This window comes from Streptomyces sp. SS7 (assembly GCF_037993025.1).
GTDB lineage: Bacteria > Actinomycetota > Actinomycetes > Streptomycetales > Streptomycetaceae > Streptomyces.
Genome location: NZ_CP141223.1, coordinates 7881129 through 7899778, shown reverse-complemented (window position 1 = coordinate 7899778; position 18650 = coordinate 7881129). Strand labels below are relative to the sequence as shown.

The following is an 18650-nucleotide window of genomic DNA, read 5'->3' as shown; positions in this document are numbered from 1 at the left end:
TCGTTCGTCTCCGGCGGGGTCAGGGGTTGGGGGTGATGTGGTAGCCGCTGCTGGTGAGGTACATCTCGACGTGCGCGGCGATGTCGGGCCCGGTGGCCCGGTCCTCGGTGGGGTCGGTGTCGCGCCACCAGTCCTCGACGGCGCTCGCCATGACGTCCCGGTGCGGGCGGGCCGGTATGGGCTCGGGGAGCGGGGCGTGCCAGTCCGAGCAGTCGGGGCCGCAGGGCGGGCCGGCGAGTCTGCACAGCAGGGGGCACGGCCAGTGCACGTAGCAGTAGCCGCACAGGCCGTTGGGGAGGCGGGTGTGTCCGGTGCGGACGCGGCTGATGGCGGCGGCGTAGTGCCGGGCGGCGCGCCGGTGGCGGGTGAGGTGGCGGTGGATGCGGCGGCCGGCCTGGTCGAAGACGCAGACCAGGAGCACGGCGGCGATCGCGAACAGGGTGATCCCGATGACGGCGGCCGCCATGAGGGCGAGCAGTGCGGGGTCGGTGGCGTGGTCGGGGCAGAAGCGGCCGGGCTCGCATGCCGTTGCCGTGGCAGTGATCATCTGGGGTCCTCGGTGTCGTAGAGGGCGGTGATGCGGTCGAACTCGCGGCGGGCGGTGCGGCCGGCGCGGCGGTCTCGCCACTGCTGCCGCTTTTCGTACAGGTGATCGAACGCGCGGACGGTGACGATGCCGATGCCGTAGCAGGCGGCGGCCAGGGCTGCGGCGCCGAGGACACCGGCGAGGCCTCCGACGGCGGAGACGATGAAGACCTGGTAGGGCGTCATGGGGCATCGGTCCCGAAGATCGCTTCGAACTGGGCGTCCAGCTGCTCCTCGGCGAGGAGGCGGTCGTCGGCGAGGTGCTCGGCGCCGATGCATCCGGGCTGCTCGCAGGTGGCGCGTACGTAGCCTTCGGGGGCGCGGCCGTGGTGGGCGCGGAAGATCTCGCGGCGGGCGCTGAAGACTCTGCCCTCGGCCCAGAGCTGAGGCTGTCCGCGGGTGTGCGGGCCGTTCCAGCGGGCGTGTCCGTCGCCGTACGCCTCGGTGTGGAGGGCGAGGCCTTCGGGGATGGTCCGGGCGGGGTTGGAGGACTGGGGCACGGGGATCTGCAGGGCGCGCCGGACGCTGGTGATCGTGGGCGCGGTGGCGCCGGTGGCAGCGGTGATCTTCCGGTGGCTGATGCCCGCCCGGAGCATGGCGGCGACGCGCGGGTAGCGGGCCTCGATGGCGGCCCGGCGCTCCTCGCTGCTGATCTTGCGGGCCCTGGCCGGGGCGGGCGTGATGCCGGCGGCCTGGCGGGCGGACGCGACGCGGGACGAGCCGACGTGCAGCTGCGCCTTGATCTGCCGCTGGGTCTTGCCGGCGCGCAGGAGGGCGATGATCTGCTCCTGGGTGGCCTGGGACGGGTGGGTTATCGACGCCACCAGGTGGGGTTGGGGCGGACACCGGTGGTGGTGCGGCCGGTGGTGCGGCGGCGGGCTGCGGCGGCCGCGCGGGCCCGGGCCTGGGCGACGGGGCAGCTGGCGATGTGCGGCTTGCGCAGTACCTCGCGCTCCTCGGCGCGGGGGCGGTCCATGGTGAGCTGGCGCGTCCAGTACACGGTGTCCTTGACGCTGACCGCCTGGTTGCCGCCGAGGTCCTCGGGCGGGTCGACGGCGATGATCTTGCGGTGCTTGGTGGTGAGGGCGTACAGGACGCGTCTGCCGCAGTCGTCGCAGGTGCCGTACCCGGTCTTGGTCCGGCGTGCTCTGGTGCTGTCGTACATGGGCGGGGTTCCTTCAGGCGGTGTCGGGGTGGAGGTGGTGGGCGTGGTCGCCGGTCCAGCGGTCCTTGTAGGCGCGGGCTGCGGCCTCGGGGCGCTCGCGGGCGACGAGTGCTCTCCAGCCGCCCGCTGCTGCGGGGCCGCCCACATGGCCCAGGGGGGCGCTCGGGGGCGCTTCCCTGGGGCGTGAGGGGCGCGTGGCCGGTGGCGGTGGCCCGGGCCGCTGTGCGGGCGTCTGGGCGCGGTGTGCGGCGATCTGACGTTCCCGCTCGTCGAGCTCGGCGTCGAGGCGGGCCCGGGCGCCGTCCTGCTCGCGGCGCAGCACGCACACCGGGCAGTCGGTGCCGGTCGACCAGACGGTGCCGCTCTCGCAGTCGGGGTCCTGGCAGCCGCGGCGGATGAGGCCTGCGCCGAGCAGCCAGCGGGAGAACGACCGGAACCGCTCCTCGGGCCGTACGCCCTGGCTGGCGAGCCACTGTTCGTAGCCGGGGCCGAGGGCCCGCATGGGGGTGCAGCGGCGCTGAAGTCGGTCGGCGAGTCGCTCGGGTCGCTGTCCGTCGGCGAGCTGGGCGAGGACGTCGGCGACGACGCGGTCCCACTCCCAGCCGGTCAGCCGGGTCAGCTCCTCGCGGACGGGGTCGAGGACCTGCCACACGGCGCGCCATGCGGCCGGGGTGAGGTCGAGGCCGGTCCGGCGCCCGAACGTGTCCACGACCAGGTCGTGCTCACGCGCGCTGGCTGGGGTAGGTCGCCTACGGCGGATACCCAAGACGGCGGTGGGCGGACTGTTCTCCAGGTCAGTCAGTGCCTGGTCTTCCTTATACGCGAGCGCCCCGCCCTCAAGATCGGGAGCCGCCCCGCCCTCATCATCGGGAGTGGCCTGCGGCTCCTCGACGGGGTGGACCGGGTGGTCAAGGACCTGGACCAGGTGGCGGCCGCGGTACCCGGCGCGCCGGTCGACGGCGATCCAGCCGAGCCCCGCGAGCTCGTCGAGGAGCCGGGAGACGACGGCCTCGGCGAGCGGGGTGCCGGCGCGCTTGCCGGTGCGGTGGCGCAGCACCCACGCCATCTCGGCGAGGGTCAGCTGCCGGTGCTCGACGATCTCGGTGTAGCGCAGGAGGAGGTACAGGCGGTGCAGGGTGCCGCGCAGGGTGTCGGCGGCCAGGACCGGGGCGGACACGTACCGCTCGCCGGCGTCGAGGGCGCGGCAGGTGCGCGCGGTCGTCCGCCCCTTGCCGGTGCCCTCGTAGCTGCGCTGGCGGCGGGTCAGCTCGGTGACACCGTCGCTCGGCGCGGGCCTCGACAGGCGGCCCAACGACTTCTCCACGGTCGACGGGCTCAGGCCGGTGTACTGCGCGAGCTTGTCGACGCCGGCCTCGCACAGGCGGCGCCGCGACAGGGCAGCCACCTTGCCGTACACCTTCGTGTCGGCGTCGGCGTAGGCGTCGGCGTCGAGGACCAGGCGCAGGGGGTAGGTGACCCACTGTCCGCGGGCAGCACCACCGGCCCCGCCGCGGGTGCGGCGGGGCTCGGCGGAGGCCTCGGGCAGGTGGGTCACGGGGTCCTAACTCGTGTCGGCGGCGGGCTCGTCGGGGTCGCGCACGGTGTAGGTGGCGCCGCAGGGGGCGGTGCGTACACCGGGGCTGATGTGGCGGTGGACCATGCCGCAGCCGCTCTCGCCGTCGCAGCGGACGGCGAACTCGATGCGGTTGCGGGTCTTGATGGGTCCGGCGGGGACGGCGGCGGGGCCGCCCCAGCGGGGCGGGTCGGCCGGGAGCAGCGGTAACTGCCCCGGGACCTGCCCGGGCGCCTGGGGGCCGCTCATGAGGCGGCCCGGCCCGGATGGGCGGGCTCCGTACGCCGCGCGCCGGCGCCATCCAGCCGGTCCTGGCTGGCGTCCTGGCCGTGCGGCCGGTAGCGGAAGCCGTCCGGGGGCATCGTCAGCGTTACCGGCCGCACCCGGTGCTCCTTCCAGGAGCCGACCGGCGGGCGGGAGATGAACCGGGCGTTCTCCAGCTGCTGCAGCGACAGGCGGCAGTTGCGCTCGTTGTGGCCGGTCGCCGCGGTCAGCAGCTCCAGGTGCTGCGGGCCGCCCGGCGGCAGGTAGCCGGTGTCACCGGCGAAGTGGGCCAGGACGAACGCGATGTGCCGGGTCGCGCGGTGCAGGCTCGAGGCGATGACCTCGGCCTCCCACGCGTGCCGGTCGAACGGTTCACGCACCACCGGCACCGGCGAGGCCGCGCGGGCCGGGCGGGGTCCGCCCGGAGCCGGTGCGGCCGGGGCGGGGGTGTGTATGGGCTTCATGCGGTGGGGTCCTTCCGGTTGGGCCCGGGACAGCTCCGGGCGTGGAACTCGTCGAGGTGTGAGGTCAGGTATGCGACGTCGGCGGCGCCGACGGCTTTGTGCTCGTAGCCGCAGCGGCAGGTGAACGTCGCCACCGGCAGCCGGGTCCAGTGCAGGCGGTCGTGCAGGCGGTCGTACCTGTAGCGGCCGCTGTCGACGTGGAGGCCGAAGAGCTCGGCGGCCGGCCGCCACCGCTCGGCCACGGCCGGTCAGCCCTTGGCGGGCGTGGCCACGGCGGCCTGACCGGGTCCGGCCGCCGTGGCGGTCGGGCCGCAGCCGAGGACCGTGGCCAGGACGGCGGCGGAGATCAGGAGCCAGATGCGATACACGACGAGCCTCCGTACAGACGTTCGATCGGATGGGGTGGTCCGGCCGCCAGCGGCGTAGGGGGTGAGCGGCCCGGCGGCCGGACCGGCTTTCAGGCCCCCTCTACGGAGGCGGCCGGGGCGGCCTGGGGCCTACGCGGGACGGCCGGGCCCCGGCGCTCCGGGGCGACTCTCATGCCCAGGACCAGGAACCGGCCGGGCCGGATCTCCCCGTCCTCGATGCCCTGCTTGTAGCCCATGGCCAGCGCGCGCACCGCGAAGTCGATGGCCTCCTCGTGGTCGAACCCGGCGGCGGCCAGAACGGCCAGGTCCCGGCTCAGTCCCGGCCGTCGGCGCGGGTCGATCTCGATCCGCTCGGCCGACACCCGGCGCGGCAACTGCGCCAGTGGCGCACCCGGCGCAGGACTGTCCGGCGCACCGGCGCCGACCGGCTCAACGGACGGCGCATCCTGCGGCGCGGGCCCGGCCGGGTCGGCCGCGCTGACCTGCGGCGCATCCGGCGACGGCGGCGCATCCTGCGGCGCATCATCCGGCCCGCTCTCGCGGCTGTCGGCCTCCAGGTCGCGGCGCACGGTGTCCTTCCCGATGTCCAGTCGCTTCGCGATGGCGCGCTGGCTCAGGCCCTCCGCGCGCAGCTGGCGCACCAGCGTGCGCCGGTCCGCGCGCGTCACTGCGCCACCTCCGGCGCCTGGAGCGGGCAGAGGTCTTCGCAGCCAGGGCAGGGCCAGTCCACGCAGTGCTGGAACATCGCGTGCCAGGCGCCGTGGCAGTCGCACGCGCTGTCGTTCCCGGCGTCCGGTGAGTCGGCGTACGGGTCGTCACCCTCGGCGTAGGGGAAACGCGGGCGGCCGGCGGCGTCCTGGTCGACGGCGCTCATCCCTGGTCCTCTTTCTGCTCCTGGGCGGCGCGCTGCTCGGCGAGCTGCCTGCGGTGGGCGTCGCGGGGGCCGAGGAGAACGAAGCCGAGGGCCTCGCGCAGGAGATGGCCGTACGCGTAGGCGGCATCTGGGCCGCCCTCGGCGATCGCCCAGGCCTCGGCGGCGTCGGCGTCGTCGCGTTCGCTGACGTACTCCTGGTCGCCGATCGCCGCGGCCATCTCGCCCGCGCCGAGGCATTCCGTGAGCCGCGCGCACGCGGCTCTCAGCTTGTCCGCCTTGCTGTAGCGGTCGGCGTCGAAGGCGTCGAGCCCGGCGTCGAGGCGGAGATCGTCCGGGACGAGCTCACGCTGACCGTTGTCGCCCTCGGTCTCGACGCCGAAGACGACGCGTGCGGGCTGCTCGCCGGCGCGCACCGCGCGGATCGCCCAGGCCGCGCCCGACGCGTAGAGGAGGGCGGCATGCCCGTACTCGGCGCGCGTGTGGTGCTTGGCTTCCATGTAGATGCGCTGCAGCTCGAACACAGCGGCACAGTGCGGGGTGCGGGTGAACGGCTTGGCGTTGAAGCCGACCGCTTCCGGGCCGGGCTGGCCGGTCACCTTGCCGTCGTGCAGGATGCGGCGCATCGGGTCCGTCTGCTCGTGCGCGAGCCCGGCCGCCTGGTGGGCGAGCTTCCATTCCCGGGCGGCCTCGCCGAGGGCGTCGACGCTGTCGGCGAGGTGCTCGAACCACGGCGCGTTCACCGGCGCGAGGTTGTACCTCATCGGGCACCCCCGATGTGGACGGGGCGGCCGTCACGGACGATCGTCAGCCGGTGCGGGCCCGCCTCGAACCACATCTCGTAGACGGGGCAGTCGGCGGCCTCGGAGGCGAAACAGCCGGCCTCCCCGTCACCGGTCTCGCCGGTGGGCGGCGCGCTGGAGGCGAGCAGGCGCAGGCTCATCAGGCCGTCGCCGGCGTCGCCGACGATGTACGTCTCACCGCGGGCCGGGATGAGGGGCACGTCACCCACGGCCTCGTAGTGGAGGTGGACGATGTCGCCGGGACGGCACGGGTACCAGGGCGCGGACTCCAGCGCGGCACCGGCCGACATGAGCGCGCCGACCTCGCCGAGGATGTCCCGGGCGCGCTTGGCGTCCTCGGCCTGGGCGAGCGGGGAGCGCGGCTCCCCGGTACGGGGGCGACCGTACAGGCGGGTGAACTGGCGCTGGGCCAGGCCCTCCGGGGTGCCGGTCCAGGTGTTCGTCCGGGGCCCGCCGTCGGGGCCCGGAGCGCCGGGGAAGGTCTCGGTGACCGTGACGGTCAGATACGCCGGTGTGGCCCCGGGGATGACGTCCTCGATGCCTTCGGTGAGGATCTCCAGCCGCGGGTCGCGGCGGTGTACGGCAGGGCGGTGCATTGCGGTCCTTCAGGTGGTTGGTGGCCGGGCGGGCGGGACGGGTTCAGGCACGTCCCGCCCACCCGGGGCTCGGTGAGGTGCGGTCAGGCGGTACGGCGGGCGGCGGCGAGCGTGGTAGCGGGCACCGTGACGTGGAAGCCGGCCTTGCGCAGGGCCTCGGCCTGTCGGGCGGCGATCCTCTTCAGCTCGCCTTCCTCCAGGCGGAGTTCGTCGGCGAGGACGGCAGCGAGGACGGCGGTCGTGGCGTCGGCGACGAGTCCGGGACGGGTCGGCATCGCATCTCCTCCGGCGGGGGGACAGGGCCCGGCGAGCCGGGCGGCGGGGTGGGGCTCTGGACGCGGTAGCGGCCGTAGGCACGTGCGGCACGGACGCGGCGGCCGCGGTTGAGGTGGAACTCCGGCTGCCACGAGCCGCCGGCGGTCTCGGGCAGGTACGGCACCCGGGGCGGGCGCTGCCGGACGACGGGCACGCGGCGCCGTGCCCGTCGGGTGTCGTCGACGCCGAGGAACACAAGGACGGCCAGGAGCACGGCCACGAGAGCGAGGAGCCAGATCATCGGAGCGTCACCCCCGCGTCCTCGTCGTAGGCGTCCAGGGCTGCGGTGAGACGGTCGGCGCCCGTCCAGCGGGCGGTGCCGTCGGGCTTGTCGCAGCCGCAGCGGATCCCGCACACCGAGGCGTGCACCGCCAGGTGCGCGACGACCGGCGGGTCCGCGATCCGCGCGACCTTGGGCGCGTTCACGTCCGGACCGGAGCGGACCAGCCAGCCCGCGATGTGCGACCACTCCAGCGTCAGTCCCTCGGCCCGCACCGCGGGCACGGCCAGGCCGTCGTGCCCGGGCAGCCACTCCAGCCGTAAGAACAGCTCCCGCCCGCCCTCGGGCTCGTGGCCGGTGCCGGTCTCCATCCTGTCCGGCGTGAAGTCGATCTCGTCGAGCTCGGCGAGCACGGCGGCGGCGTAGTGGTCGCGCGGCCGCGCGGCGAGGGTGGCATCGCCCACCGGCAGCAGACTGCTGCCCCAGGTGCTCTTCCCTGCCGTACCGGCCATCCCCTCGACGGCGGTCACCGCGCCTCACCGCCCGCTTCTGCGTCGGCATCGGCCTGCTGCTCGGCGGGCAGAGCCGCCGTCTCTGCGTCGGTCAGGGGCCGGGTGCCGTAGATCCGCACCGCGGTCCCGCCGAGCGTCACCGTCAGGTCGGCGTGCAGGAACGGCCGGTTCGGGACCGTGTGGGTGCGGTACTCGGGCTCACCGCCGAGTGCTTTGGCCCAGGCCTCCACGCCGTTGACGTCGCGGGCGCTGATCTCCACCGAGGCGCGCGCCCTCGCCTGCTCGTCGAGGTAGCCGTCGACGCGTACGGAGGGGTGGAAGGTGCGTATCGGCAGGCCGGGGTGCTCGGCCAGGACCTGGCGCAGGGCCTGGCCCATGCGGAACGTGGCCGACTCCAGGGCCTCGATGGCCTCCAGCGGGGTGTGTACGGCGTTGTCACTCACCGGACACCGCCGATCGGGCTGCGGCGTCGGCCGTCTCGTCGTCGGGCTGGCAGGGGACGAGGCTGGAGTGCGCGGGCTTGCCGCAGCCGCAGGGGATGCCGGACGGCCCGTACGCCAGAGGGTCCCCGTAGCGGTGGTCGATGACCGCCTCCGGGTACGTCCGCGCTTCTGCCTCGAGGGCCTGCGCCGTGCCCGCGTCGACGGCGGTGGCCCAGCCCTGCTCGTCGGGGTCGCCGGCGGCCACCCGGTCGGCGGCGGCGAGCTCCTCGCCGGCGCGGGTGAGCGCGTCCGAGACGCACGTCGGCGAGCAGTACCAGCGGGGGCGGTCGTCCTCGATGCCGGCGACTTCGAGGCGCGCCCAGCCGTGCATGTCGACGGGGTCGTAGTCGGCGTCGGTGCCGCACCCGTTGGTGGGGCAGGCGGCCTGTGCCTGCGCGGTCTCGGCGCCGACCAGGCTGGCGAGGCGGGCGCGGTCGTCGCCCTCGACTACCAGGTGGGCGAGCTGCCCGTGTGCGGACCGGGCCCGGATGATCGCCCGCCTCCCGGTGTCGCCCGGGCCCGGGGTGTCCACCCCGTCCTCGGGGCGCCAGGTGAGCGGCATCGGGAAGTGGTCGAGCGGGGTGGTGCCGTACTCGGCGGCCGCGGCGATCTCGGCCACGGGGAGCATGTAGGTGCCCGGGCGGCCCTCGAGGAGACGCAGTACCGCGTTGAGCTTGCGCTGCTCGTCGGCGAGGAGGGCGACCTGGCGGCCGCGCTCGGCGATCTCCGCGGCGTCCTCGGCGTGCGCGGCCGCCGCGATGTCCTGCGCGTACTGCGGGTCGACCAGGACTCCGGCGTCGGCCTCGACCTGCGCGAGACGCTCGCCGGTCACGGCGCTGCCGGTAGCGACGGCCCTGTCGAGTTCCGCGTCGAGCAGCGCGGCCACGGCCTTCACGACGGGCCCCGGCCCGGCGTGCGGGGGCTGCGAGGACAAAGCACCAGGGTTCTTCTGGGATGCTGTGGTCACGGTTCTCCACTCCTGGGGTTGGTCTTTGGGGTGTGGTGCGCCGAGGGGTCGCGTTCCGGGGTCCAGCCGGGCGCGGCCCCGAACTGTGTGGTCAGGCGGCCGCCGTACCCGTGCTCGGCGCGGGCAGACCGGCCGTCGGCGCGGCCGGTGCGGGGCGACGCAGGCCGGGGAGGAGCCGACGCACGTGGTCGATGTCCTCGGCCGGCAGCACCGGTGCCGCGTAGACCAGGCGGCGGATCGACTCCCGCCGCTCCTCCCGCGTCACGCCGCGCTCCCGGAAAGACTCAGGACCGGCGGCATCAGGTCGGCTACGGCGCAGTCGAGGACAGCCGCCAGCCGCTTCAGGAGGTCCGGGGAGGCACCCCGACGACCACTCTCGACCAGCGACATATGGCCCTTGGTGACCCCCACGCGCTGCGCCAGGTCCTTCTGGGTCAGCCCAGCCTCGACCCGCTTACGGCGCAGGCGAGCCGGGTCTTGGTTCAGCCGTGTACTCATGGCCAGAAGCTACTAGAAGACTTTAGAAAACTTCAAGTCTCTTGGATTGGCTTCTTGAAGTGATGGCAAGCTTCCCCGAGCGATTCGCGGCGCTGGCGCGCCACCTGCGCAAGTTCAGTAAAGTTCACTGAAGTTTGCTGGAGTTGACCTAACCGAATGGGAGCCACCGTGAGCTCAGCAGGCCAGGAGCTACAGCCGCCAGCCGAGGCGGTCCTGATCCGGGTTGCGCGGCAAGCTCGGGGACTGAGCCCGGAGGAAGCTGCGGCGCTCCTGCCGATCAGATTGAGCGGCGCGCGATGGCGCCAGATCGAGAACGGATACGAACGCAGGAACCCACCCAAGCCCGTCCGCGCGCCGGACAAGACGCTTGCCCACATGGCGCACGCAGTCGGGGTGACCCCCGAGAGGCTCGAGGAAGCCGGCAGGCCGGAAGCTGCAGAGATCCTTCGGGAGATCCTCCGCACCCAGCCCGACGCCTACAGCGGCGAACCCGAAGGCATGTCGCCGCGCGAGCTGGAGATGCTGGCCGGCATCCTGGCGTCGCTCGCCGAGGGGCGCGAGATGTCGCCCGCGGACATGGCCGCGACACTCAGGCGGGCGCAGGAGATCATCCAGGAGCGCCGCCGAGGCAGGCCCCCAGCGGCCGACGGGTCGAACGCGCCGCCCCGCAGTCGCGCCGGTTAGTCACGTTTCAGTCACGAAACGTTATTGCACTATCCAATTCAAGCCATATCCGTAACAAGCTGATCACTCAGTGCATATGTCATCGATATGAGACTGGGGGGTCTTCAGGGTGATCAGCCTTGCTCAGGTGGTCGCAGCGATGGCGCTGGGGGCGCTACTTTCGGTAACAGTTCTTGGGCCGGCCGATCTGCGCCGGCCGTGGCGGAGCGCCAAGGCCGGCAGTCCCAGAGCGGCACCGACGGATCCGGGCCGCGTGGTCGATGATGACGCGCAGGGCAGTGCTGACGAGGTCCTCGCCCAGCTCGCCGCAGCGCAGTTCGAACTCCTCGGCGAGGACGAGGAGCCCGCGGAGCCTCACCCCGAAGTGCACCTGACGCTCATCCCGGCCGCCCGCGCTCCCCAGCACACGGCAGGCGTCCCGGCACCGAAGAAACGTTCATCTCACACGCAGTGTCCGCCGGGCTGCGCGGCGGGCCACTCCGGAGTGCTGCGGTGGCTTCCTCAGTCGGCCAGCCGCGACTGACCGCGCTGGTCCTCGGGCGCGGCCTCGGTGGCCGGATTCGGGCTGTTGCGGAAGTCGAGCCGCTCGATGACGGGCTGGTTGGGGCCGTTCCTCAGCGCCCGGCGGATGTAGACCTTGCCCAGGCCGCGCTCGCTGAGGACGGTACGTACCAGTTCCCGGCGGGCGCTGACGGGCGCCTTGTCCCAGACGTCCCACACGTTGCGGCCGGCCCCGATGAACCTGAGGACGATGGAGGGCAGCGTCAGCTCCCGCTCACGTTCCTCGAGCTCGCTTACGGTGGCGCGCTTGGCGGCGATCGAGCGGCTCAGGACCTCGACCTGAGCCAGCGTGCTGGCCGTCGCCTGCTCCATCTCGTCGAGTTCGGCCCGCTCCTGGGCCAGCCGGGCCTGGACCTCGCGCACCTCGGCCTCGTCCACGTCGGGCGCCACCAGCAGCTGGTAGATGTCGGGGCGTGCCAGGTACTCCATCATGGCTCCGGGCTCGTCGCGGGTGCCGATGATGTAGTCGTCGACGGGCTGCTTCTGGACGCTGACGCATCCGTTCTTGCACCGGTAGGTGGGACCGCGGCCGCGCTGCCGGCGGGTGAGGCCGTTCCAGCAGGGGCTCTGGCACTCAGGGCACCACAGGTTCCCGGTGAGTTCGTGCAGGGCGCGGCCGCCGCGTGTGGTCTTGCGGGAGGCGGCGGTCAGCGTGCGGCGGACGGTCCAGAACCGGTCTGGGGACACGATGCCGTCCCATGCCCCGTTGTGGACCTGCCCTTTGTGGTAGCGCAGACCGGCGTAGGCGTGCCTGAGGGCCATGATCCTCAGGTACTCCCGGCTGAACGGGCGGCCGGAACGGTTGGCGTATCCGGCCTTGAGGAACAGCCGCTCGACCTCTGCGAGGCTGTTGCCCTCCTCCAGGAGGCGGAACAGCTCCTTCACCGGCCCCGACGTCTGCGGGTCTTCGACCCAGGTGTCGAGGTCACCGGTGGCCGGATCGTAGACCGGCTTCAGCCCGTACGGCGCCTTGCCGTGGGGCCGGCCTCTGCGGGCCTCGAACGCCGTGGTGCCGGAGACGCGGGTGTGGGTCTTGTACGACTCGTACTCCGAGTCGACGGCGTCTTCGAGCAGGGACTTGCGGTCCCGGCCGTTGCGCGGGTCGTAGAGCCGCTCATGGGTGGTGACCCAGATCAGGACCTGCTTCTCCTCGCACAGCTCGATGAAGGACACCCACTCGCCGACCTTGCGGGATCCTCGGGAGGACTCCCACAGCATGAGCACGTCCGCGCCGAAGGCGCTCGCGCGGCCCGTGGGACCGCTACTGAGATCGCCCACCAGGCGCTCGAAGTCGTCGCGCCTCTTGCGCGCGTAGCGGCTCGCGGACAGGCCGTCGTCGATGTAGGGCTCGCCGAGCGTCCAGCCGTTCGTATCCGCGGCGACGCTGTTGTTGTCGCCCTGCCGGTCCAGGCTCGTGCCGCCCTTGGCGTCCGACAGACGCCGGTACTCGCGCGCGCTGACCTGCGCGCCGTCGATGTTCCGTATCACCCGGCCAGTATGGCCGGAGTAGCCACCCCTAGGAAAGCGTGTCCTTCCCGGCCTTCTTGGTGGCCTTCACGTGCAGGTCGTAGTCGTGCCAGCGCACGTCACCGGCGGAGACCATGGTGTTCTCGGCGGCCACGTCGGTCTGGACGTACTGCCCGTCCTGGAGGGACCACTTGCCGCCGCCGGTGTGGGTCCACTGCGAGGCGTCGCCCGAGAAGTCGTCGGTGAGGAGCGTGGCGCCGTCCGCGTCCGTGACCTTCACCTCGTCGTAGGCGGCCGTCGTCGCCCACGTCGACAGGCCCACCGCGCCGCTGATCGGGCCCTGGAGGGAGGGCGTGCCGGTGGCCGTGGAGGGGACGACCCGGTCGCCGACGTTGGTCATGAACAGCTTCTGGACCTCGTAGTTGGCCGAGTTCCAGGAGGCGTGGTTGTTGAACCACACCATGTCCGGGCTCCACTGGACGTAGTCCTCGTTGGCGAACAGCGGGGCGTAGGAGGCGAGTTTCACGACGTCGGCGTTGCGTTCCAGGCCGGTCATGAACGCGGCTTCGGCGAGGCCGTTCTTGAAGGCGTTGCCCCAGGAGGCGTACTCGCCGAGGAAGACCTTCGAGCCGCCGCGGTCGTAGGAGTCGTAGCGGTCGTTGTTCTGCAGGAACCACTGCGGGCTGTTGTAGTAGTGCTCGTCGACCATGGCGACCTTGGCGTCCCGGTTCAGCTGCCAGGCCTTGTCGAAGGTGGAACCGGCGTCGTCCGGGCCGGAGTTGGAGATCACCGTGATGCCGGGGTACCTGGCCTCGATCGCGGCGCGGAACTCCTTGAAGCGGGCGAAGAACTCGTTGGGCAGGTTCTCCTCGTTGCCGACCTCGATGTGGGTGAGGTGGAAGGGCTTCGGGTGGCCCATCCTCGCGCGCAGCCCGCCCCAGGTGGAGGTCACCGGGCCGTTGGCGAACTCGATGAGGTCGAGGGTGTCCTGGACGTGCCGCTTGAGCAGCGCGTCGTCGACGACGGCCCTGTCCTGGCCGCAGCCGGTGACCAGGGCCGGGACGACGGGCAGCGGCATCGCGCCGATGTCCTCGGCGAGGCGGAAGTACTCGTAGTAACCGAGTCCGTAACTCTGGTTGTAGCCCCAGAAGTTGGAGTTCGTGGCCCGTTCCTCGACCGGGCCGACGGTGTCCTTCCACTGGTAGGAGCGGGCGCGCTGCCAGCCCGAGGCCTCGCTGTAGTCCTGCATGGAGCCGGTGTTGACCAGGCAGCCGCCGGGGAAGCGGACGAAGCCCGGGTGCAGGGCGGCGATCTTCTCGGCGAGGTCCTTGCGCAGGCCGTTGGGCTCGTGCCGGTAGGTGTCACGCGGGAACAGCGACACCATGTCGAGCGCGGCCGCCTCCGAGGACGCCACGGTCAGCCGGCCGGTACTGCTGGTGCGGGTGGCGGTGAAGGTGGCCCGGTACTTCGCCCAGCCGCCCGTGCGCACGGCGACCCGGCGGGCGGTGGCGAGGGCGCCGTCGGCGTCCTGGAGGGAGACGGTGAGCGCCGTACCGGCCGCGGCGCGGGCCCACACCGAGAAGTCGTACCTCTCGCCCTCCTGGACGCGCACCCCGGTGTTGTAGCCGGCGTTGGTGACGGAGGAACCGGCGCCCAGGGAGAGGTAGGAGCGGTTGCGGTCGTTGAGCCGGCCGTCGTCGTTCACGACGTTCGCCGAGCCGGAGACCGTCCAGGAGGTCAGCGGGGTGTACGAGCGGTTGTCGACGGTCGTGTACTCGAAGGACCGGTTCTGCACCAGTTCGGCGTACAGACCGCCGTCGGCGGCCCGGTTGATGTCCTCGAAGAAGACGCCGTACATGGTGTCGTCGATCTTCGCGCCCTTGGCGGCGGGGTCGACGGTGAGGGTGTAGTCGGTGGTGTCGGCGGCGTGGGCGGGGAGGGCGGGGACTCCGCCGGCGGCCAGGAGGAAAGCGCTTGCCCCGAGGGCGAGTCTCAGACGGTTGCGGGTGGTGCGTGGCATGTACGCTCCGCGGCTCTGGAGGTCGGGGTGCGGGGGTGGCGGATCAGAGGGGCGCCACCCGAGTCGCACGGTTCGAAATAACGAACACTGATCAACACTTCGAACGGCAACATAGAGATGGGGCATGAGCGCGTCAATGGGGCGTCCGCGTGTGTCGTCGCCGCACGGACGCCCTCGTCGTCGCCGCACGGACGCCGTCGAGGAGGGCCTTCCGCGCCACCGGCCGGGCCGCGCGCGGAGGAGCCGCCGCTCAGCGCGGACTACGCGCGCGTGGGCTGAGCCGACGCCCCTTCCAGACGCAGGTTCCAGCGCCCGCCCCGGCCGGTGACGGTGGTCGTCGACAGCGGGCGCACATCGATGTTCCAGTACGTCGACGGCGGCGCCTTGAGCGCGTAGACCACCGCCGCGCGGATCACACCGGGCTCGGCGACCGCCACGATCCGGTCGCCGTCCCCGAGCGGGCGGGTGTCGAGCCAGTCGCCCACGCGGGTGATGAAGTCCAGCAGGGACTCGCCCCCGTGCGGAGTGGCCAGCGGGTCCGCCAGCCAGGCGTCGACGGCGGCCGGCTCACGGGCCATCGCCTCGCCCAGGGTCAGGCCCCGCCAGCGGCCCATGGCACAGTCGCGCAGGGCGAGTTGCACCAGCGGGGCGTAGCCGAGGGCGTCACCGGTGGTCCGGCTGCTGGGCGTGGGCGAGCAGTAGCGCAGCTCGGCGGCGGCGAGGGGCAGGAGGTCGGGGACCACCCGCTGCACCTCGTCCCAGCCCGCCTGGTCCAGCGGCCGGTCGTCCTCGAAGCGCTCCGCGAGCAGGGGCGAGCTGCGCGCGGCTGCGACGAACGTCACCCGTAGTGGCATGCGGTGATGGTGAGCCGAGCACCTGCGCAGGTCAAGGGGGCCGGGCGACCGGCACCGGAATTCTTGCCGACGGGTCGGGCGGTGCCGGACAAGTCCTGAGAAAACGAGTCTCGCGCAGGCCTGCCGCACTTGGCGCAGACCCCGCACGGGGTGCGGCCGCGCAGGCCCCGCGCGGGCCTCACGCCAGGCCGAGCTTCGCGTAGATCAGCGCCATCCACCGGTCCGGCTCCTCCAGCGCCTCGAAGCCGACCTTCTCGTACACCCCGTGGGCGTCCTGCGTGGCGAGCAGGATGCGGCGCAGTCCGTGCGGCAGCAGGTGGTCGCGTACGGCGGCGACGAGCGCGGTCCCGATGCCCCTGCCGCGCGCCACCGGGTCCACGTAGACGTCGCACAGCCAGGCGAAGGTCGCGAGGTCGGTGACCACGCGCGCGTAGGCGACCTGCTCGCCCGTGGCCCGGTCGTAGACCCCGAAGTTCAGCGAGGCGGCGATCGCCCGGTCCTGTCGCTCCCGCTCGCGCCCGAGCGCCCAGTACGCGTCGGTGGACAGCCAGCGGTGGACGCGCCCGGCGTCGATGCGGGCGGGGTCGGCGGAGATCTCGTAGCCCTCGGCGAGGGGTGGGGCGGCGTTCATGGCCGGATCCTCACAGCGCGCCGCGCCTCATGTCGAACGATTTGCCGGAAGCGTCTCGTCGCAGGCCGCGCGCAGCCGTCGTACCCCTTCCGCGATCTCCTGGGTGCCCGCGACGGCCGCGAAGCTCAGCCGGACGTGGGCGGCCGGGGGTTCGGCGCTGAAGTACGGGCGGCCGGGGGTCAGGGCGACACCGGCGCGCAGGGCCGCGGCCGTGAACACGCTCTCCTCCGCGCCGTCGGGCAGCCGCAGCCACAGGTGGTAGCCGCCGGACGGGATGTGCGGGAGGGCGAGTTCGGGCAGGCGCAGCCGGAGTGCCGAGGTCATCGCGTCCCGGCGGGCGCGGAGTTCGGCGGCGACGGTCCGCAGATGGCGCGGCCAGGCGGGCGAGCCGACGAGTTCCAGGGCCGCCTCCTGGAGCGGCCGGGGCACGAAGAAGGTGTCGACGACCTGGATCGCGCGCAGTCGTTCCAGCACCGGTCCGCGCGCGGCGAGGGCGCACACCCGGAAGCTGGGCGAGGTCGCCTTGGTGAGCGAGCCGACGTGGACGACGACTCCGTCGGGGTCGTCGGCGGCGAGCGGGCGCGGCAGGGGGCCCGCGTCCTCGTGGGCGAGCCGGCGCACGAAGTCGTCCTCGACGACGAAGGCGCCCGCCTCCCGTGCGATGCGGAGGACCTCGCCGCGCCGGGCGGGGGCGAGGACGGCGCCGGTCGGGTTCTGGAACAGCGGCTGGCAGACGAACACCCGGGCGCCGGTGGCCCGGAAGGCGTCGGCGAGCAGCTCAGGTCGCACGCCGTCGGCGTCGACGGGCACCGGAACCGGGCGCAGACCCGCCGAGCGGGCGATGGCGAGCATGCCCGGGTAGGTCGGGGACTCGACGAGGACCGGCGCGCCGGGCGGGGCGAGGGCGCGCAGAGCGGTGGTGAGCGCCGCCTGGCCGCCGGCGCTGACCAGCACCTCGGCCGCGCCGACGCCCCCGCCGATGGTGCGGGCGAACCACTCCCGCAGTTCCGGCAGACCCTCCATCGGGGGCCGCCCCCAGGCGCCGGGCCGGCGTCCGGCGCGGGCCAGGGCGTCGGACAGGGCACGCTCGGGCTGCAGCGAGGGGTGCAGATAGCCGCCGTTGAACTCGACGACACCCGGCGGCGGGACCGCCAGGGAGACGGTGACGCCCGTGGCGTCGACCGAGCGCGGCACGCGGTCGGCGGCGCCGTCCGCGCTCAGGGCGACCTCCTGCCAGGAGGTGTCCCCGGCCGGGGTGGCCGCGGGGCGGGGCCGGGCCCGGAACGCGCCGGCGCCGGGCCGGGTCACCACCAGTCCCTCGGCGGCCAGTTGGGCGAGCGCCCGCGAGACGGTCACGGGGCTCACCCGGAACCGTTCGACCAGCGCCCGGCTGGAGGGGAGCTTTCCGCCGGGAGAGTAGCGGTCCAACTCGGTTCGGAGGCGATCTGCCAGTTCAGCCACACTGCTACGCTCTTGCATGAAGACACAGAGTAGCGCTACCGCATCTCCTTCGATAGCGGTCAGCACCTCGCCCACCCGGGGCCTCGGCACCCTCCAGGCGGCCCTCGGGGTCGTCGCCTTCTCCCTCACCTTCCCCGCGACGGCCTGGGGACTGGAGGGCTTCGGCCCCTGGTCGCTGGTGGCCGTGCGCAGTGTGCTGGCCGCGGTGATCGCGGGCGGGTGTCTGCTGGCGCTGCGCGTCCCGGTGCCCGAGCGGCGGCACTGGGCGGGACTCGCGGTGGTGGCCGGCGGGGTGGTGGTCGGTTTCCCGCTGCTGACCACCCTCGCGCTACGGACCTCCACCACCGCCCATGCCGCCGTCGTCGTCGGTCTGCTGCCGCTGACCACCGCGCTGCTGTCCGCCCTGCGCATGGGAACCCGGCCCTCGCGCACCTTCTGGACGGCGGCGCTCGCGGGGGCCGCCGCGGTGGCGGCGTTCACCGTGCAGCAGAGCGGCGGGGCGCTGTCCGGCGCCGATCTCTACCTGTTCGGTGCGCTGCTGGTGTGCGCGGCCGGCTACACGGAGGGCGGCCGGCTGGCCCGGGTGATGCCGGGCTGGCAGGTGATCGGCTGGGCGCTGGTCCTCTGCCTGCCGCTCGGGGTGCCCGCCGCCGCCGTCGCCCTGGCCCACGAGCCGGTCGCGCTGACCGCGCACAGCGTGGCCGGGCTGGTGTGGGTGGCGGCCGGCTCGCAGTTCCTCGGCCTGGTCGTCTGGTACCGGGGCATGGCGGCCATCGGCATCCCGAAGGCCAGCCAGTTGCAGTTGGCGCAGCCGCTGCTCACACTGGTGTGGTCGGTGCTGCTGCTGGGCGAACACCTGACGCCCGCCGCACCGCTGACCGCGGCTGCGGTGCTGGTCTGCATCGCCGTCACCCAGCGGGCGCGGAGCTAGTGCCGTGCGCGGAAAGGTTCGGCGAGCCGGTGAACCTTTCCGGTCACAGCACCGGGCCGGGTCCGCTCCGTCCCGGCGGCGAGCCGGGAGGCAGGCACGGGAAGCGACACCACGGACCACCGCTCCCTTCCACACGGCGAGGAGGCCCCGCAGATGCGTGCAACCGCGGGCGACCAGTTTGTCCAGCACGGCAGGGTGGTCGGCCAACACGACAAGGTCGGCGAGATCGTCGAAGTACTGGGCCAGGACGGCAACCCGCCGTTCCGCGTCCGCTTCACCGACGGGCACGTGGGCGTGTGCTCACCCGGCCCGGACACCGAGATCAGGCACCGGACCACGTCCGAGGAACGCCGGTAGG

General features: G+C 73.2%; 26 protein-coding genes and 1 pseudogene. 4 read left to right on the top strand and 23 right to left on the bottom strand.

Features of this window, described 5'->3' with window-relative positions; genetic code table 11:
* Window positions 1-19: 19 nt before the first annotated feature.
* From U5640_RS36280 to U5640_RS36195, 18 genes are all read right to left on the bottom strand, one after another.
* The gene (locus tag U5640_RS36280) at window positions 20-547 is read right to left on the bottom strand and encodes a hypothetical protein (protein WP_340382282.1); all 528 of its coding nucleotides are present in this window, start codon (window positions 545-547) and stop codon (window positions 20-22) included.
* On the bottom strand, window positions 544-771 hold the full coding sequence (locus tag U5640_RS36275) for a hypothetical protein (RefSeq protein WP_340382280.1): 228 nt from the start codon (window positions 769-771) through the stop codon (window positions 544-546). The genes U5640_RS36280 and U5640_RS36275 overlap by 4 nt, the downstream gene beginning before the upstream one ends.
* On the bottom strand, window positions 768-1409 hold the full coding sequence (locus U5640_RS36270) for a hypothetical protein (protein ID WP_340382278.1): 642 nt from the start codon (window positions 1407-1409) through the stop codon (window positions 768-770). Before U5640_RS36270 ends, U5640_RS36275 begins: the two co-directional genes overlap by 4 nt.
* Complete coding sequence (locus tag U5640_RS36265; protein ID WP_340382276.1) at window positions 1397-1750, bottom strand: hypothetical protein; 354 nt, start codon at window positions 1748-1750, stop codon at window positions 1397-1399. The genes U5640_RS36270 and U5640_RS36265 overlap by 13 nt, the downstream gene beginning before the upstream one ends.
* A gap of 13 nt (window positions 1751-1763) precedes the next feature.
* Window positions 1764-3305: a hypothetical protein gene (locus tag U5640_RS36260; RefSeq protein WP_340382274.1), complete on the bottom strand. Its 1542-nt coding sequence runs from the start codon at window positions 3303-3305 to the stop codon at window positions 1764-1766.
* Between the two features lie 6 nt (window positions 3306-3311).
* Complete coding sequence (locus tag U5640_RS36255) at window positions 3312-3572, bottom strand: hypothetical protein (protein WP_340382272.1); 261 nt, start codon at window positions 3570-3572, stop codon at window positions 3312-3314.
* Entirely contained in the window at window positions 3569-4051 is a 483-nt protein-coding gene (locus U5640_RS36250; RefSeq protein ID WP_340382270.1) for a hypothetical protein, read from the bottom strand. The genes U5640_RS36255 and U5640_RS36250 overlap by 4 nt, the downstream gene beginning before the upstream one ends.
* On the bottom strand, window positions 4048-4293 hold the full coding sequence (locus tag U5640_RS36245; protein ID WP_340382268.1) for a hypothetical protein: 246 nt from the start codon (window positions 4291-4293) through the stop codon (window positions 4048-4050). The genes U5640_RS36250 and U5640_RS36245 overlap by 4 nt, the downstream gene beginning before the upstream one ends.
* Before the next feature lie 215 nt (window positions 4294-4508).
* Entirely contained in the window at window positions 4509-5087 is a 579-nt protein-coding gene (locus tag U5640_RS36240; protein ID WP_340382266.1) for a hypothetical protein, read from the bottom strand.
* Window positions 5084-5293: a hypothetical protein gene (locus tag U5640_RS36235; protein ID WP_340382264.1), complete on the bottom strand. Its 210-nt coding sequence runs from the start codon at window positions 5291-5293 to the stop codon at window positions 5084-5086. The genes U5640_RS36240 and U5640_RS36235 overlap by 4 nt, the downstream gene beginning before the upstream one ends.
* A complete protein-coding gene (locus tag U5640_RS36230) occupies window positions 5290-6054 on the bottom strand; it encodes a hypothetical protein (protein WP_340382262.1) in 765 nt (254 codons plus the stop codon). Before U5640_RS36230 ends, U5640_RS36235 begins: the two co-directional genes overlap by 4 nt.
* Window positions 6051-6689, bottom strand: a complete 639-nt coding sequence (locus tag U5640_RS36225) for a hypothetical protein (RefSeq protein WP_340382260.1) — start codon at window positions 6687-6689, stop codon at window positions 6051-6053. Before U5640_RS36225 ends, U5640_RS36230 begins: the two co-directional genes overlap by 4 nt.
* An 83-nt stretch (window positions 6690-6772) precedes the next feature.
* A complete protein-coding gene (locus U5640_RS36220) occupies window positions 6773-6964 on the bottom strand; it encodes a hypothetical protein (protein WP_340382258.1) in 192 nt (63 codons plus the stop codon).
* Between the two features lie 277 nt (window positions 6965-7241).
* Complete coding sequence (locus U5640_RS36215) at window positions 7242-7754, bottom strand: hypothetical protein (RefSeq protein WP_340382256.1); 513 nt, start codon at window positions 7752-7754, stop codon at window positions 7242-7244.
* Complete coding sequence (locus U5640_RS36210; protein ID WP_340382254.1) at window positions 7751-8179, bottom strand: hypothetical protein; 429 nt, start codon at window positions 8177-8179, stop codon at window positions 7751-7753. The genes U5640_RS36215 and U5640_RS36210 overlap by 4 nt, the downstream gene beginning before the upstream one ends.
* On the bottom strand, window positions 8172-9185 hold the full coding sequence (locus tag U5640_RS36205) for a hypothetical protein (RefSeq protein WP_340382248.1): 1014 nt from the start codon (window positions 9183-9185) through the stop codon (window positions 8172-8174). Before U5640_RS36205 ends, U5640_RS36210 begins: the two co-directional genes overlap by 8 nt.
* A gap of 91 nt (window positions 9186-9276) precedes the next feature.
* On the bottom strand, window positions 9277-9450 hold the full coding sequence (locus tag U5640_RS36200; RefSeq protein ID WP_340382246.1) for a hypothetical protein: 174 nt from the start codon (window positions 9448-9450) through the stop codon (window positions 9277-9279).
* Window positions 9447-9683 carry a helix-turn-helix transcriptional regulator gene (locus U5640_RS36195; RefSeq protein WP_340382244.1) on the bottom strand — a complete coding sequence of 79 codons (237 nt, stop codon included), beginning with the start codon at window positions 9681-9683 and terminating at the stop codon, window positions 9447-9449. The genes U5640_RS36200 and U5640_RS36195 overlap by 4 nt, the downstream gene beginning before the upstream one ends.
* Window positions 9684-9851: 168 nt before the next feature.
* Here U5640_RS36195 and U5640_RS36190 point away from each other — a divergent pair, with 168 nt between their 5' ends.
* Both U5640_RS36190 and U5640_RS36185 read left to right on the top strand, forming a co-directional pair.
* Entirely contained in the window at window positions 9852-10367 is a 516-nt protein-coding gene (locus U5640_RS36190) for a hypothetical protein (protein ID WP_340382242.1), read from the top strand.
* Between the two features lie 253 nt (window positions 10368-10620).
* Complete coding sequence (locus tag U5640_RS36185; protein ID WP_340382240.1) at window positions 10621-10890, top strand: hypothetical protein; 270 nt, start codon at window positions 10621-10623, stop codon at window positions 10888-10890.
* Here U5640_RS36185 and U5640_RS36180 read toward each other — a convergent pair.
* The 5 genes and pseudogenes from U5640_RS36180 to U5640_RS36160 all read right to left on the bottom strand — a co-directional run bounded on the left by U5640_RS36180 (window position 10869) and on the right by U5640_RS36160 (window position 17379).
* Window positions 10869-12416, bottom strand: coding sequence for a recombinase family protein (locus U5640_RS36180; RefSeq protein ID WP_340382238.1), 1548 nt, complete (start codon window positions 12414-12416; stop codon window positions 10869-10871). The genes U5640_RS36185 and U5640_RS36180 overlap by 22 nt on opposite strands.
* A gap of 40 nt (window positions 12417-12456) precedes the next feature.
* Window positions 12457-14415: pseudogene (locus U5640_RS36175) on the bottom strand (alpha-L-arabinofuranosidase C-terminal domain-containing protein); the annotation flags it as partial.
* Window positions 14416-14675: 260 nt separating this feature from the next.
* The gene (locus U5640_RS36170; RefSeq protein WP_340382236.1) at window positions 14676-15269 is read right to left on the bottom strand and encodes a histidine phosphatase family protein; all 594 of its coding nucleotides are present in this window, start codon (window positions 15267-15269) and stop codon (window positions 14676-14678) included.
* Window positions 15270-15447: 178 nt separating this feature from the next.
* Window positions 15448-15900, bottom strand: coding sequence for a GNAT family N-acetyltransferase (locus U5640_RS36165; protein ID WP_340382234.1), 453 nt, complete (start codon window positions 15898-15900; stop codon window positions 15448-15450).
* Between the two features lie 27 nt (window positions 15901-15927).
* Window positions 15928-17379, bottom strand: a complete 1452-nt coding sequence (locus U5640_RS36160; protein ID WP_340382232.1) for a PLP-dependent aminotransferase family protein — start codon at window positions 17377-17379, stop codon at window positions 15928-15930.
* Here U5640_RS36160 and U5640_RS36155 point away from each other — a divergent pair.
* Together U5640_RS36155 and U5640_RS36150 are read left to right on the top strand one after the other, a co-directional pair.
* Window positions 17378-18292, top strand: a complete 915-nt coding sequence (locus U5640_RS36155; protein WP_340382230.1) for a DMT family transporter — start codon at window positions 17378-17380, stop codon at window positions 18290-18292. The two genes, U5640_RS36160 and U5640_RS36155, sit on opposite strands and share 2 nt — an antisense overlap.
* Window positions 18293-18445: 153 nt before the next feature.
* Entirely contained in the window at window positions 18446-18649 is a 204-nt protein-coding gene (locus tag U5640_RS36150; protein WP_340382228.1) for a DUF1918 domain-containing protein, read from the top strand.
* Window position 18650: the final 1 nt, after the last annotated feature.

Bases quoted from the DNA above. Each gene is read 5' to 3' on its own strand.
- U5640_RS36280 (WP_340382282.1), bottom strand. From the start codon at position 547: ATGATCACTGCCACGGCAACGGCATGCGAGCCCGGCCGCTTCTGCCCC.
- U5640_RS36275 (WP_340382280.1), bottom strand. From the start codon at position 771: ATGACGCCCTACCAGGTCTTCATCGTCTCCGCCGTCGGAGGCCTCGCC.
- U5640_RS36265 (WP_340382276.1), bottom strand. From the start codon at position 1,750: ATGTACGACAGCACCAGAGCACGCCGGACCAAGACCGGGTACGGCACC.
- U5640_RS36255 (WP_340382272.1), bottom strand. From the start codon at position 3,572: ATGAGCGGCCCCCAGGCGCCCGGGCAGGTCCCGGGGCAGTTACCGCTG.
- U5640_RS36250 (WP_340382270.1), bottom strand. From the start codon at position 4,051: ATGAAGCCCATACACACCCCCGCCCCGGCCGCACCGGCTCCGGGCGGA.
- U5640_RS36235 (WP_340382264.1), bottom strand. From the start codon at position 5,293: ATGAGCGCCGTCGACCAGGACGCCGCCGGCCGCCCGCGTTTCCCCTAC.
- U5640_RS36230 (WP_340382262.1), bottom strand. From the start codon at position 6,054: ATGAGGTACAACCTCGCGCCGGTGAACGCGCCGTGGTTCGAGCACCTC.
- U5640_RS36225 (WP_340382260.1), bottom strand. From the start codon at position 6,689: ATGCACCGCCCTGCCGTACACCGCCGCGACCCGCGGCTGGAGATCCTC.
- U5640_RS36220 (WP_340382258.1), bottom strand. From the start codon at position 6,964: ATGCCGACCCGTCCCGGACTCGTCGCCGACGCCACGACCGCCGTCCTC.
- U5640_RS36195 (WP_340382244.1), bottom strand. From the start codon at position 9,683: ATGAGTACACGGCTGAACCAAGACCCGGCTCGCCTGCGCCGTAAGCGG.
- U5640_RS36170 (WP_340382236.1), bottom strand. From the start codon at position 15,269: ATGCCACTACGGGTGACGTTCGTCGCAGCCGCGCGCAGCTCGCCCCTG.
- U5640_RS36165 (WP_340382234.1), bottom strand. From the start codon at position 15,900: ATGAACGCCGCCCCACCCCTCGCCGAGGGCTACGAGATCTCCGCCGAC.
- U5640_RS36155 (WP_340382230.1), top strand. From the start codon at position 17,378: ATGAAGACACAGAGTAGCGCTACCGCATCTCCTTCGATAGCGGTCAGC.
- U5640_RS36160 (WP_340382232.1), bottom strand. From the start codon at position 17,379: ATGCAAGAGCGTAGCAGTGTGGCTGAACTGGCAGATCGCCTCCGAACC.
- U5640_RS36150 (WP_340382228.1), top strand. From the start codon at position 18,446: ATGCGTGCAACCGCGGGCGACCAGTTTGTCCAGCACGGCAGGGTGGTC.